This window comes from Sporosarcina sp. P20a, assembly GCF_002743175.1.
GTDB lineage: Bacteria > Bacillota > Bacilli > Bacillales_A > Planococcaceae > Sporosarcina.
In genome coordinates, this window is sequence record NZ_PDYT01000001.1 from 542,511 (window position 1) to 555,786 (window position 13,276).

Annotated in this window: 14 protein-coding genes; 10 read left to right on the forward strand and 4 right to left on the reverse strand. The window is 40.5% G+C overall.

The window, feature by feature from the left end; genetic code table 11:
- The first annotated feature begins 112 nt into the window (after window positions 1–112).
- Both CSV72_RS02850 and CSV72_RS02855 read left to right on the forward strand, forming a co-directional pair.
- Window positions 113–1,576, forward strand: coding sequence for an MDR family MFS transporter (locus CSV72_RS02850; protein WP_099633495.1), 1,464 nt, complete (start codon window positions 113–115; stop codon window positions 1,574–1,576).
- A gap of 164 nt (window positions 1,577–1,740) precedes the next feature.
- On the forward strand, window positions 1,741–2,997 hold the full coding sequence (locus tag CSV72_RS02855) for a YeeE/YedE family protein (protein WP_099677013.1): 1,257 nt from the start codon (window positions 1,741–1,743) through the stop codon (window positions 2,995–2,997).
- Between the two features lie 84 nt (window positions 2,998–3,081).
- Here the strand turns inward: CSV72_RS02855 and CSV72_RS02860 are convergent, their stop codons facing one another.
- Window positions 3,082–3,921 (reverse strand): pyridoxamine kinase, encoded by an 840-nt coding sequence (locus CSV72_RS02860; RefSeq protein ID WP_099677014.1) that lies wholly within the window; start codon window positions 3,919–3,921, stop codon window positions 3,082–3,084.
- A 284-nt stretch (window positions 3,922–4,205) separates the two neighbouring features.
- Between CSV72_RS02860 and CSV72_RS02865 the strand changes: the two genes are divergently transcribed.
- The 7 genes from CSV72_RS02865 to CSV72_RS02895 all read left to right on the forward strand — a co-directional run bounded on the left by CSV72_RS02865 (window position 4,206) and on the right by CSV72_RS02895 (window position 10,450).
- The gene (locus CSV72_RS02865) at window positions 4,206–4,703 is read left to right on the forward strand and encodes a YkvA family protein (RefSeq protein ID WP_369802863.1); all 498 of its coding nucleotides are present in this window, start codon (window positions 4,206–4,208) and stop codon (window positions 4,701–4,703) included.
- A 485-nt stretch (window positions 4,704–5,188) separates the two neighbouring features.
- Entirely contained in the window at window positions 5,189–6,013 is an 825-nt protein-coding gene (locus tag CSV72_RS02870) for a transporter substrate-binding domain-containing protein (RefSeq protein WP_099677016.1), read from the forward strand.
- 39 nt (window positions 6,014–6,052) lie between these two features.
- Complete coding sequence (locus tag CSV72_RS02875; protein WP_099677133.1) at window positions 6,053–6,718, forward strand: amino acid ABC transporter permease; 666 nt, start codon at window positions 6,053–6,055, stop codon at window positions 6,716–6,718.
- A gap of 14 nt (window positions 6,719–6,732) precedes the next feature.
- The gene (locus CSV72_RS02880; protein WP_099677134.1) at window positions 6,733–7,458 is read left to right on the forward strand and encodes an amino acid ABC transporter ATP-binding protein; all 726 of its coding nucleotides are present in this window, start codon (window positions 6,733–6,735) and stop codon (window positions 7,456–7,458) included.
- A gap of 305 nt (window positions 7,459–7,763) precedes the next feature.
- Entirely contained in the window at window positions 7,764–9,374 is a 1,611-nt protein-coding gene (locus CSV72_RS02885; protein WP_099677135.1) for a catalase, read from the forward strand.
- Window positions 9,375–9,716: 342 nt separating this feature from the next.
- Window positions 9,717–9,923, forward strand: coding sequence for an ATPase (locus CSV72_RS02890; protein ID WP_099633490.1), 207 nt, complete (start codon window positions 9,717–9,719; stop codon window positions 9,921–9,923).
- A gap of 77 nt (window positions 9,924–10,000) precedes the next feature.
- Window positions 10,001–10,450, forward strand: coding sequence for an SgcJ/EcaC family oxidoreductase (locus CSV72_RS02895; RefSeq protein ID WP_099677017.1), 450 nt, complete (start codon window positions 10,001–10,003; stop codon window positions 10,448–10,450).
- Between the two features lie 73 nt (window positions 10,451–10,523).
- Here the strand turns inward: CSV72_RS02895 and CSV72_RS02900 are convergent, their stop codons facing one another.
- Window positions 10,524–10,847 (reverse strand): ArsR/SmtB family transcription factor, encoded by a 324-nt coding sequence (locus CSV72_RS02900; RefSeq protein WP_099677018.1) that lies wholly within the window; start codon window positions 10,845–10,847, stop codon window positions 10,524–10,526.
- Window positions 10,848–10,849: 2 nt separating this feature from the next.
- Complete coding sequence (locus tag CSV72_RS02905; RefSeq protein ID WP_099677019.1) at window positions 10,850–11,275, reverse strand: SRPBCC family protein; 426 nt, start codon at window positions 11,273–11,275, stop codon at window positions 10,850–10,852.
- 161 nt (window positions 11,276–11,436) lie between these two features.
- Between CSV72_RS02905 and CSV72_RS02910 the strand changes: the two genes are divergently transcribed.
- Window positions 11,437–11,805, forward strand: coding sequence for a spore germination protein GerW family protein (locus CSV72_RS02910; RefSeq protein WP_099677020.1), 369 nt, complete (start codon window positions 11,437–11,439; stop codon window positions 11,803–11,805).
- A 192-nt stretch (window positions 11,806–11,997) separates the two neighbouring features.
- Here the strand turns inward: CSV72_RS02910 and CSV72_RS02915 are convergent, their stop codons facing one another.
- Entirely contained in the window at window positions 11,998–13,224 is a 1,227-nt protein-coding gene (locus CSV72_RS02915; RefSeq protein WP_099677021.1) for an AI-2E family transporter, read from the reverse strand.
- Window positions 13,225–13,276: the final 52 nt, after the last annotated feature.

Here is a 13,276-nt window from a genome sequence, read left to right on the forward strand (position 1 = left end):
CGCCATTTTGGATTCAGAAAGATTGACACATCGCCTATAAAAAAGCATGATAAGAGTAAATGAACGGTAACTATATTGCCGAATTCACGAGATCAACGAAAGAGGTTTTCAGATGGAAGAACAGAAATACGAATACTTGGCGGATAACCCGAATATGAAAGTACTGCCCATCATGTTGGCACTCATTATCGGTGCCTTTTTCGCCATTTTGAATGAAACACTATTGAACATCGCACTGATCACACTGATGGAACAATTTTCCATTACGTTACCGACTGTGCAATGGATGGCAACAGGCTTCATGCTTGTCATGGCAGTCGTTATCCCGATCTCGGCTTTACTTTTACAATGGTTTACGACGAGGCAATTATTCCTCGGTACAATGACCGTCTTCACGATTGGAACGATCGTGGCGGCGAGTGCTCCGACATTTCCGATTCTATTAACGGGGCGACTCATTCAGGCTGTCGGAACAGGTTTATTGATGCCTATCATCTTTAACGTTTTCTTGCTCATTTATCCACCGCATAGACGCGGTAAGATTATGGGAATCATCGGACTCGTCATTATGTTCGCACCAGCGATTGGTCCCACGTTATCAGGTGTGATCGTGGAATATCTCGGATGGCGTTATTTATTCATCCTCGTCATTCCATTCGCATTATTTTCAATCGGATTCGGCTACAAATATTTGATCAATATTACGGAAGTTACAAAACCGAAAATTGATTATATTTCATTGGTGTATTCATCAATTGGTTTCGGATCACTCGTTTATGGATTCAGTTCGGTTGGTGAAAGTGCAGATGGATTTGCGAACCCTCGCGTTTTGCTGTTGATCGGAGTCGGTGTAATCGGAATTGCACTTTTCGCTATAAGACAGCTCAAGTTGAAAGAGCCCGTCATGGATATGCGTGTATTCCGTTATCCGATGTTCACGCACGCGGTGTTCTTGTTCTTGATTATTATTATGGCGATGTTCGCTTCTGAAATCATCTTGCCCATCTATATGCAAGGACCACTCGCACTGAGCGCAGCGACAGCAGGTTTGATCCTACTGCCGGGCAGTATTTTAAATGGTATAATGTCACCATTCATGGGGTCATTATTCGATAAATTCGGACCGCGTGTGTTGATGATACCTGCGACGCTTGTGCTTAGTGGAACGATGTTCATGATGAGCCGATTGACACTCGATACACCGATTTGGGTTGTCGTCACGAGCTATATCTTGCTTATGCTCAGTGTCTCCGCAATTATGATGCCAGCAGAGACGAATGGATTGAATCAGTTGCCGAAACGATTATATCCGCATGGTACAGCAGTGATGTCGACGCTGCAACCTGTTGCTGGAGCTATTGGCGTGTCGGTGTTCATTAGTATTATGAATGCTAGACAATTACACTTTCTAAAGAAATCTACGACACCTGAAGACGCATTAACTGCTGACTTGGCACTCGTTGCTGGAGTGGAATTGGTGTACTTTATCGCGTTTGCCATGTCGCTTGTGGCGGTTGTGCTGTCGTTTATTGTGTACCGTGCTACACCGCGAGAAGACGTGGAAGAAATTAAATAACGGAAGAATCCTTAATCCTTGTAATAGGGTTGAGGATTTTTTTATGCGGTTTACTGCGAATCTATATAAAAATCGCTAAAAGCTTAACAAGTTGACTTTAAAAACATATAATACTAATATGAATTAGTATACCTAGTAAATTAATAGGGAAAGGGTGTTATATAATGACTACGATAAGAGTACAACCGGTCAACGACGTAAAAGGTCCTGTTGAACGAGATGATCTTCTATTAAACCCTCCGCAAAAATTACTAATTGCGGGTGGTGTCCTTGTGGGGGTCGTATTATTCGCTTATTTGCTAGCCACTCAGCATATCTCTCAATCGATGCTTCTTGGCATTGGGTTATTGCTTGGCTTCACTTTGTTCCATGCACGCTTTGGCTTTACGTCAGCATTTCGACGCATGGCGTCAGTCGGAAACGGCCAGGCAATGAGATCGCATATGCTGATGCTGGCAATAGCGGTCACGTTATTCGCACCGATTTTAGCTTATGGCACTACATTTTTTGGCGGCCCGGTAGCCGGCTATGTTTCGCCTGTGGGCGTTAGTCTCATCGTAGGTGCTTTTGTCTTTGGAATCGGCATGCAGCTTGGTGGTGGTTGTGCTTCCGGTACTCTGTATGCTATAGGTGGCGGACGTACTGTTATGTTCGTAACACTAGCATTTTTCATTGTCGGCACTACAGTTGGCGCGTACCACTTACCATTCTGGACGGAAGAAATGCCTGCATTCGCTCCAGTTTCATTGGCTACTTCCACTGGTTTAGGCTATGGTGGCGCTTGGCTCGTATCCATTGCGCTATTTGGATTCATTGCTTGGATTACTTTACTGATTGAGAAAAAGAAGAAAGCGCCTAAAATGGCAGCACTTCCTACTGAAAGAGGTTGGAAACGAATTTTTCGCGGATCTTGGCCTTTGTTTGCAGCTGCGATTGTATTAGCGGTTTTAAATGCATTAACACTCATGACGCGTGGTACGCCTTGGGGCATTACTTCTGCTTTCGCGTTATGGGGATCCAAAATAGCCTCTGTCATAGGCTTTGATGTAGCGAGTTGGGGGTATTGGCAAGGAGCCAACGCATCCGCGCTAGAAGCATCTATTTTCACTGATTCCACAACGGTACTGAACTTTGGGGTTATAATCGGAGCATTCGTCGCTTCAGCAGCTGGTGGTTTATTCAAATTCACACGCGTAACAACTGGTAATTTTGCAGCTTCTGTCATTGGTGGTTTGATGATGGGATATGGCGCACGTCTGGCATTCGGCTGTAATATTGGTGCCTACTTCGGCGGCATCGCATCATTTAGTTTACACGGATATATTTGGGGGATTCTCGCACTTGCTGGAACGTTCTTAGCATTATATCTCCGGCCTCTGTTCGGGCTTACGGTACCGAAATCCAATGATTCTGTATGCTAATGAAAATGAAACTATGAAGTTCATAAAAAAGCACCAGAACCACGACGTTGTTTCGTGGTTCGGTGCTTTTTTAGTATGTAGGTCTCACAATAACATTCGCAAATATTTCTCGAAATTTACTCCCGCCTCTAACGGTGTATTTTCTAAAGCAGTATCCTCAATGACAGTGAGCAAAAATTCCTTTGCGAGCGTGATCGCTTGTTCCATACTTACATCACGAAGTCGGCTACCCATCAATACTGATGCAAATAAATCACCTGTGCCTGAATAACTTTTGCCATTGTACGGCACCGTATTAAAAAGAGTGTCTGTCTCGTTAATGTACATATTGCCGATAGAATGTTGCCGGCTAGGAGGCTGAATGCCTGTAATGATAATTTCAGCGCCAGTTGTCTGTTGTAGTTGTCTACCTGCATCTTCGACGATCTTCAAGTAATCCTGTTCATCCACGCAACTATGCAATACGTCATAGCTATAACCGGTCAGCAAACAGCATTCCGTAATGTTCGGCGTAATAATATCCGCCCGCGCGACAAGAACTTTCATTTGTTCAAGAAGTTCTTCGTCAAAATTATCATACGCTTTTCCATTGTCACCCAGCACCGGATCCACGAGTAGAAGCGTGTGGTCAGTATAAAAGCTATCGAGAAACGTGAGGATATGGTGAATTTGCTCTTTGCCCGTAATATAGCCGGTATGAATACCGTCAAACGAAACGTTGAGCTTCTTCCATTCCTCCGTATAGCGCGGCATGACGTTCGTAAGATCATGGCAGTAATAGCTCGGATATTCTGTTTGTGCAGACAAAACCGCTGTAGGTAATGGACACGCTTGCACGCCCATCACGGAAAGAACAGGAATCGCGGCAGTGAGTGAACATCTACCGAATGAAGATAAATCTTGAATAATTGCAACTTTTTTCATGTGGAATCCTCCGTAAATCGCTATGTAGTATACGTATCATAGCATAAAGAATGCGGTGGATTGTTGTGAGAGAACTAGTTACGGCTAGTTAATTACACATCTTTATTTTAAAAAACGAAAAATTTTCAGAAGCAAATCAAGAGCCTTTACTAATAAAATACCATGGTTAGAATAGCGGGAATGAAGGGTATACATATGACCAAACCAACGTTTCGAGTCGTAGAGTTCATAAATGAAAATAATAAGACACTCAAACTCAGAAAAAAAAGAAAGTAGGTAATATCTTGGTAAAACACAATGATGACTATTCTAAGCATTTCTCCGAGGAAAAGTTTTGGGACAAAATTCTGAAGTTTGGTAAACAAGCAGGAGTTAAGTTAACGTATGGGGCTCTATTACTGTTCTATACATTTAAAAAGCCGACAGTACCGAAGAAAGTAAAGTCTACTATATTAGGTGCCCTAGGATACTTCATTTTACCGTTAGATTTTATACCAGACTTCACGCCAATCGTAGGATATACCGATGATTTGGCAATTGTAGTGGGAGCTTTACTCGTCGTCGCTACGTATATTGATGCAAATACAAAACAGCTCGCAAAAAATAAAGTAATGGATTGGTTTGGTGAAAACGCTATAAACGATACGGATTCATTGGATGATGAAATGGAAAAGTCCGCACTAGATAGAAAAGAGAAAAAGGAAAAGAAAATAGAGAGTAAAAAAATTAAGAAAAATATCAAAGGCCTGAAGAAAGAGAATAAGAAAAGCGTGAACGAATAAATGTATTTTGGAGGATATATAAAGCAAAATTTTCACTGTATAGCTTTTACATGATATTCAGTTACATAGTCGTAACGTAGTGAAAATAGAAAGATTATATTTATTGTGTTGGATAAAAAGATTATGCGAATATAAAATTAATCGTTCACTTTTCTATGGTATCATGGTTTAATAGTAAATAACTTACTAGTTAGAAAGTGAGGATAGTGTGATATAGATTCAAAATCTACTTCGATTCTATGATGAGTTTAGTATGCAATGAATCATGATGAACAGGAGGCTAGATATATTAATTGTATGAAGTACCGCATTCATCAATTGTAAGCGTTTTCAAGTTATCGAAATAAAGATTTATCCACGAAAGAAATCCATACTAGTACTTCGAAAACAGAAAGCACGTCCGTAATTGAAAATCACTGAAAAAGAAATTACTAATGATAAGTAAAAATTAGCGATAGTGCTAACTAAAAAGGGAGTTTGGGAAAATGAAAAAAATCAAAATGATAATTCTATTACTAGCAGCATCTGTGTTAGTGCTTGCTGCGTGTGGTACCGACGAAGAGAAAACATCTGATACTACTGAAGATCAAGGCTATAAATTAGTAAATGAAGGTAAATTTACATTCGCTGCAAGTGGCGTGTACAAACCATTTAGTTTTGAAGAAGACGGTAAACTTACAGGCTTTGATATAGAAATCGGAAATGCACTTGCTGAGAAAATGGGACTTGAAGCCAATCCCGTAACGAATCCATTTGAAACAATTTTACAAGGTCTAGTTGGAAATAAGTTTGACGCAATTATTGGCTCTATGGCTTATACAAAAGAACGTGCAGAACAAGCGGACTTCACTGAGCCCTATTATTATTCAGGAGGCATGATTTTCGTTGCGAAGGATAACGACGAAATTACATCTCCAGAAGATTTAGATGGAAAGAAAATCGGTGTAGTAGCTCAGTCCACATATGAAGAACCCGCTAAAGAATTATCGGATGATGTCCAGTATTACAGCAGTGATGTAGTAGCGTTAAAAGATTTAACTGTTAAAGGTCGTTTAGATGCAGTAATTACTGCGGACATCGTCGGTTATGAAGCGATCGACAATGGATTTGAAATCAAAGAGATCGACAAGCCGATGTGGGTAGAACAACCTTCCATTGCGGTAAATAAAGAAAATCCAGAATTAACAAAAGCACTTGATGAGGCATTACAAGAGATGATTGATGACGGGACGTACGAGGAAATCTCAGATAAATGGTTCGGTCGTAATTTACTAGATATTGATTTAGAAGGTGTCGAGTTATTGGAATAACTACAATCTCCACCTATTTCTTAGAAAGTTGGTGTGCCGGTGCCTGAGTTTATACTAACGTTTGTTGACGTATTCAAAAATACGTACAAAGGATTTTTACAAGCGGGTCTATTAACGATCGAAATCACAGCGATTGCAGTTGTAATTGGGATGGTTTTAGGTGTTATTTTCGCACTGATGAAGATTTCAAACTCCAAAATACTGCAGACGATCGCGAATATTTATATAACGCTCATTCGTGGAACTCCGTTAATTGTTCAAATTATGTTTCTATACTTTGGGATCACATCAATTATCGTATTAGATAACTTTTGGGCAGGTGCGATTGCACTAGGTGTCCATAATGGTGCGTATATTGCGGAAATCTTCCGCGGATCTATTCAAGGAATTGATAAAGGTCAACGTGAAGCGAGTCTTGCACTAGGTATGAATAGTTCATTAACGATGAGACGGATCGTCTTTCCACAAGCTTTACGACGTGCTATTCCACCGCTTGGAAACCAATTCATCATTACATTGAAAGATTCGTCTCTAGTCTATGTTATTGGTGTATCTGAATTATTCGGTTTGGCCAATCGCGTCGCCGCCTCTAACTTTAAACAATTTGAAACGTTTCTCGTAGTTGGTCTTTATTATCTAATTCTCGTCCTAATTTTCAGCGCTCTATTAAAATGGTATGAGAACAAATTGGATGTGGATAAATAATGGGGGCAGATCCGATGATTAAAGCAGAAAATATTCATAAGTCATTTGGAGATTTGAACGTGTTAAAAGGTATCGACATGGAAGTACACCGTGGAGAAGTAGTGGTGCTCATAGGGGTCAGTGGTTCAGGCAAGAGTACTTTTTTACGCTGTTTAAACTTTTTAGAATTAACGAATGAAGGCGTTATTACAATTGATGGAAAGCAAGTCAATCAGAAGAAAGACAATTTGGCGAAGATCCGTGCGGAAGTCGGGATGGTGTTTCAACACTTCAATTTATTCCCGCATAAAACCGTATTAGAGAATGTCATGGAAGCACCTCTGATGGTCAAAAAATTAAACAAAGTAGAAGTGGAAAAGATGGCACACGAGATATTAAAAAAGGTAGGGCTGTCCGAAAAAGCGACAGTCTATCCTAATAAATTATCCGGTGGTCAAAAACAACGTGTGGCGATTGCCCGAGCACTTGCCATGGAACCGAAAGTCTTGTTATTCGACGAACCGACTTCTGCTTTAGACCCCGAACTCGTTGGGGAAGTATTGCAAGTCATGCAAAACCTAGCAGAGGAAGGGATGACGATGATCGTCGTGACACACGAAATGAAGTTCGCGAAAAACGTTGCAGACCGAGTCATTATGCTAGACGAAGGAGTCATCATTGAAGATTCTGATCCAGAGACATTCTTCAATCACTCCACAAATGAACGAACGCTGCAATTTCTAGAAATGGTAGACGTATAACAACGGTAGAAAAGCTTCATTCATAGTTTCACAAAAGGCACCAGCTCTCCGAACAGTTATCTATTTTCCTATCCCTGCTCAATCCGTCCTTCTGAGATTTCCCGGGAAACGTGGAAGCATTTAATATATATATGCAAAAAGCAGTTTTCTGGAAGCGTTGCGTGCGAATTGTACCGATTCTCTCGAAGTGAAGTGTAGATGTTTATCTTATTCCTGTTCGGTTCATACTGTCGGTAGAATTAGAAAGCACTTTGTCGAGGAGGAATACAGTGGAAAAGAAACAACATAAACAAAATGACAGTCAAATGGAAGAGCGAGAAATACTTACGACACGCCAAGGGCATCCAGTACAGGATAATCAAAATATCAGGACAATTGGCGACCGTGGTCCCGCTACACTCGAGAATTATCATTTTATCGAAAAAATTTCTCATTTTGATCGTGAGGAAATACCTGAACGAGTGGTCCATGCGAGAGGTTCGGGTGCGTTTGGATATTTTGAAACATATGGCAAAGCAGGGAACGAGCCAGTTGAAAAGTACACCCGTGCCAAAGTGTTTTCGGGTGCTGGGAAGAGAACGCCTTTAGTCGCCCGTTTCTCTACTGTAGCAGGCGCTAAAGATTCGCCCGAAACTGCACGGGATCCACGAGGGTTTGCGGTGAAGATGTATACAGAAGATGGCAACTGGGACTTGGTAGGAAACAATCTAAAGATCTTTTTTATTCGAGATGCGATGAAGTTTCCTGATATGATTCACGCATTCAAAGCCGATCCAGCTTCTAATATACCGCATCCACAACGCATGTTTGATTTTGTCTCTCGATCACCAGAATCTATCCATATGATCACGTTTTTGTTTTCACCATGGGGCATTCCCGCCACGTATCGTCACATGCAAGGCTCAGGTGTGAATACATATAAGTGGGTCAATGACAAAGGTGAAGCAGTTCTAGTGAAGTATCATTGGGAGCCAAAACAAGGCATTCGTAATTTAACTCAAGAAGATGCCGACGCCGTTCAGGCGAAAAATGTTGCACATGCGACGCAAGATTTATCTGAGGCAATCGAACGTAAAGAGTATCCTGAATGGGAACTTTTTGTGCAAATTATGGAAGATGGGTACCATCCAGAACTTGATTTTGATCCGCTTGATAATACAAAACTTTGGCCAGAAGAACAATTTCCTTGGTTGCCTGTAGGGAAGATGGTATTAGACCGCAACCCTGATGATTTTCATATGGACATCGAGCAAGCCGCTTTCGGGACCGGTGTACTTGTAGACGGAATGGATTTTTCCGACGATAAAATGCTTCAAGGTCGTACATTCTCGTACTCCGATACACAGCGTCATCGTATCGGCACGAACTATCTCCAGTTGCCTGTAAATGCACCCAAAAAAGAAGTTCGAACAAACCAACATCGTGGTCAAATGGATCATCGAGATCATCGCGAGTCAGGAGACAATCCACATATTAATTATGAGCCATCCATGCTCGGTGGATTTCAGGAAGCAACAGGAGAAAATCGACCACCGCATCGACCTACGTATAATGCAGCAGCGATGAGCGCACCGATTGACCGACCGAATAATTATGGACAAGCAGGCGAGACGTTCCGGCAGTTTGAAGAATGGGAACGAGAGGAATTAATTAATAACCTCTCCGATGCGCTCGCAGCGTGTGATGTACGTATTCAAGAAGCGATGATCGATCACTTCACACAAGCGGATTTTGAATACGGACGTCTTGTACAAGCAGGTATTGAACAGAAAATGAAAGAGTTCGAAGGGATGGCGGCAGAACCTAACGTCCCTGGCCGTGACGCGGGTCAATCAAAATTCGGACAAGGAACGCCCGATTCTAAATCGGCTGTGAAAGATGCAGTGGACAAAGGCCATGAAGCAGACCCTTATTGATGAAAAGGAATAGCTCTTTCTATTCAAATTAATATGTAGAGTAGCATCTGTATAGGAAACAAATGAGATCACGCAAGCCTCTCCATTTGTGACTTATATAGATGTTTTTTATTTTCAAATACAAGCTATTCTATTGACGGTTTTGATCTGTGTTCAATAAAATGAAAGACAGAGTAGTTAGATAATTTAGCGGAAAAATGATATACTTTATCGTAAGAAATGTCTAGAGAAGATCGCATTTAAGGAGCCATATGTGTACAACGTGAAAGAACAAGTAGATTAGAATACTAGTTTTCATAATAAATACATCACTGACAATCTACTAGATCGGGAGGTGGAGTTGTGAATAAGTCCTTTTGGATTCCGTTACTCGTTTCATTTGGAACGATGATAGTACTATATGTAATAGGCTTTATAGGGAATATAGATATTCTTATCTTTAATTTCTCACTTTCGCATACTGAAATTTCACTACTTCCGATCGGTGTCGGCATCATAATGGGGTTTATTAGTGAAACTATTATCAAATCGAAATCACATACCAATTAGTGAAGTACGTAGTGGCTACCCGTTATACAAGAGACGAAGTAAGGGAAATAATATATATGAAAAAAGGGGAACAGTGCATGAATATTTCTAACGAAGATCGAATGACTAGTCTTTATGGAAAATTAATAGACGCATGGAACAACCGTGATGCAAAAGGAATGGCTGAACTATTTACAGAACAAGGCATTCAAATTGGTTTTGATGGAAGTAAAATGGTTGGACGACAGGAAATTTTATCGCATCTTACGTCAATCTTTGAAAACCATCCCACTGCGCCTTTTGTGACGAAAGTGAAAGACGTTCGTGTAATCGGAAAGGATGCCGCAATCGTACAAGCCATTGCCGGGATGATTCCACCTGGGAAAACAGATATTGAGCCCACAGCAAATGCACTACAAACTCTAGTTACTGTTCACAAAGACGGCAATTGGAAAGTTGAGCTCTTCCAAAATACACCTGCTCAATTTCATGGAAGACCAGAATTAGTTGAGCAAATGACAGATGAGTTAAGGCTAGTAATTAAATAATGACAAAGTCGTAACCGAATCATGTAAAAGGAACCGAGGAATTTACATTTCCTATACTCGGTTCCACTACTAGCTAATCATTATTTTTCTCTACATATTCTTTAAGAGCGAGCAAGTTTTTATCCCAATACTGTTCAAAGAAACTAAGCCAGTCCTTTAGTTCAATTAGTGGTTCAGAAGTAAGCTTATAGCGAGTTTCCCGTCCCACCTTCTGACGTCTGACGAGGCCCGCATTAAAAAGAATATGAAGATGCTTATTTATTGCTGTTCGGCTTATCGGATAAAACTCCACAATATCAGTGATGGATAATTCTTTTTCGGCAAGCAATTTTAACAGACTACGACGAGTTGGATCAGAAATCGCTTGGTAAACATCTGGCTTAGATGGGTTCACCACTTTTAAGCCTTCAAAATAGCCGGAAGTTTCTCTTTTACTATACGTTCCCAACCGCTCTCCATAAATCCACGAACGACTGTGTGAGGTTGTTCAAATTCAGTTACTTTATGTGCATCCCAACCAGAATGTATTAACGTAAGCTCTGTTTCCTCTACGCTCAATTTTTTCAATTCAATTAAAACATGCCAATCTTTACCCCAATTAAAGCCTAAACGAGTAGGTGGTTGAAGTTCTGTTACTTTACAAGGAGAATCCCCGAATTGCTCTGTATGAAGTACAAATTCATGACCTACTATTGGTTTAAGTGAATTGGGCATCCACCACGCTGCCATGCCCTCTGATGTAGAAACCGCCTGCCAAACTTTTTCAAGCGGCGCATGAAGTACAACGATTTTATGGATTTCTTCTAATTTCTCTTGTGAATTCATCATGGATACCTCCGATTCATATAACACTTTAAAGTGTTATGTAAACTGTATTTCATCCACCTAAAAGAAGGTTTAATTAAAATGAAATAAGTCACCAGTAAGGGTCTTATAGAAGGTGATTGACCGAAAAAGGCGAATGAGTAAAGAGAGGGGGGATACTCATGAATAATGGACAAGCTCAACCGAACGAGTATGCTGGGAAGAAAGAGTATAGTGAAACACCCATTAATACGATTTTTAATAAATTTGCCAACCAAAAAGACGTGTCCTTCATATACGGGGAACCGATCGAACTTGGTTTGCAAAAGGTAGTCCCTGTGGCGAAAGTTAAATATGCAGTAGGTGGGGGTGGTGACGGTAGCGGAGGGGAAGGTGGAGGCGGTGCTTTTACTATTAAACCCATTGGCGTATATGTCATCACACCAGACCAGGTGAAGTTTGAGTCTACTCTGGATAGGAAGAAACTAACTGCGTTAACTGTGGTTGTTGGTGGCGTTCTAGGATTATGGGCGCTTTGCAAGGGGAAATGAACGATGTTCGAAGAAGTGGGAGTTTTTCCAATTTATTATGCAAATCATCTTTATGAATTCAATACTTTTAGAGCGTATCTTCTAGGTAATGTACTAACCTAGAAGATACGCTCTTTTTATTTAACACCCTATTGACTTCGGAATGAGGAGCTATCTCATTTCGGGCTTGTACTTTTTTATCAACAGCAAAGTCTAACGTTTTTTCCAAAAATTAAACTTTTTACGCTTCTTCACTTTCCTTTTTTCAATGGGAACGTTCGGTTTAGGCGCAGGGTTATATGCCTCTGCATAAAGACCTGAATAGGATTTATACCACTTGAAAATATGTTCTACAAGTACTTTGATGACAGCGTAAGCGGGAATACCTAAAATAACACCGGGTACACCGAATAATTTTCCAGCCGTCAACAACACGATAATAATAGTGACAGGGTGTATTTTCAAATTACTACCCAAAATCAACGGTTGGATCAATCTACCTTCAAGTGCTTGTTCAACTGCGAACACAATGATTACTTTAACAAGCATGAAAGGCGAAGAAACTAACGCAATGATGACAATCGGGATAATTGCCAGGAACGACCCTAAATACGGAACCAAGTTTAGGACTCCGGCTAATATCGCAAGTAAAGCGGCATATTCAAGGCCCGCAATCGCCAAACCAATCCAGAACATCAATCCTACAAAAAATGCTACTAATAATTGACCTCTGATGTATTGGCTAATTTGCATATTGATTTCTTTCAATACTTTATACGTATTGGCACGCATCTTCGTCGGCAAAAGTTTCATCATATGATACGGCAAATCGCGTCCGTCTTTTAATAAAAAGAATAAAAGGACCGGCATCGTCAGCAATGCGATGACCACATTGGTAACCGTTCCGAGTACGCTGCCAATCCCCGAGAAAGCAGAGTCCATGAAGCCATTCGTTTGTTCTGTTATCGACTTGATAATGTTTTGATCGATATCGTCCAACTTTCCTTGTAGTTGAGAAAACATACTACTACTCAACAAGCTATCGAATTGCTCTACTAATTTATTCCAATATTCTGGCCAGTTTTGAATGAGGCTAGTCGCTTGTTCGCGTATAGTCGGAATCAGTATGATAATACCCCATGCGACTAAACCACTAATGACCACGAAGACTAGTGCGATCCCCCAAATCCGCTTAATTTTCTTTCTTTCCAGCATATCGATCAATGGATTCAATAGATAAAATAGAATTCCCGCCATGATGATAGGTAATGCCACTACACTGAGAAACTCTTTTACAAAATGAAACATGTACATAACTTTAGAAAAGACTAGGAAGTTCAATAAAATTAATAGGGAAATCAATAATATCGCGACTACTTTATTATCCAAAAACCAGTTTCTGAACCACGTAGTCATAGTTCGTATTTTATCATTTTCCATATCCTATACCTCTTCTCGTGAAATAAACTATAGTCTACTACATGTGGATCCA

Coding starts and splice junctions, on each gene's coding strand:
- CSV72_RS02915 (WP_099677021.1), bottom strand. CDS start 13,224: ATGGAAAATGATAAAATACGAACTATGACTACGTGGTTCAGAAACTGG.
- CSV72_RS02855 (WP_099677013.1), top strand. CDS start 1,741: ATGACTACGATAAGAGTACAACCGGTCAACGACGTAAAAGGTCCTGTT.
- CSV72_RS02895 (WP_099677017.1), top strand. CDS start 10,001: ATGAATATTTCTAACGAAGATCGAATGACTAGTCTTTATGGAAAATTA.
- CSV72_RS02870 (WP_099677016.1), top strand. CDS start 5,189: ATGAAAAAAATCAAAATGATAATTCTATTACTAGCAGCATCTGTGTTA.
- CSV72_RS02910 (WP_099677020.1), top strand. CDS start 11,437: ATGAATAATGGACAAGCTCAACCGAACGAGTATGCTGGGAAGAAAGAG.
- CSV72_RS02850 (WP_099633495.1), top strand. CDS start 113: ATGGAAGAACAGAAATACGAATACTTGGCGGATAACCCGAATATGAAA.
- CSV72_RS02905 (WP_099677019.1), bottom strand. CDS start 11,275: ATGAATTCACAAGAGAAATTAGAAGAAATCCATAAAATCGTTGTACTT.
- CSV72_RS02885 (WP_099677135.1), top strand. CDS start 7,764: ATGGAAGAGCGAGAAATACTTACGACACGCCAAGGGCATCCAGTACAG.
- CSV72_RS02880 (WP_099677134.1), top strand. CDS start 6,733: ATGATTAAAGCAGAAAATATTCATAAGTCATTTGGAGATTTGAACGTG.
- CSV72_RS02860 (WP_099677014.1), bottom strand. CDS start 3,921: ATGAAAAAAGTTGCAATTATTCAAGATTTATCTTCATTCGGTAGATGT.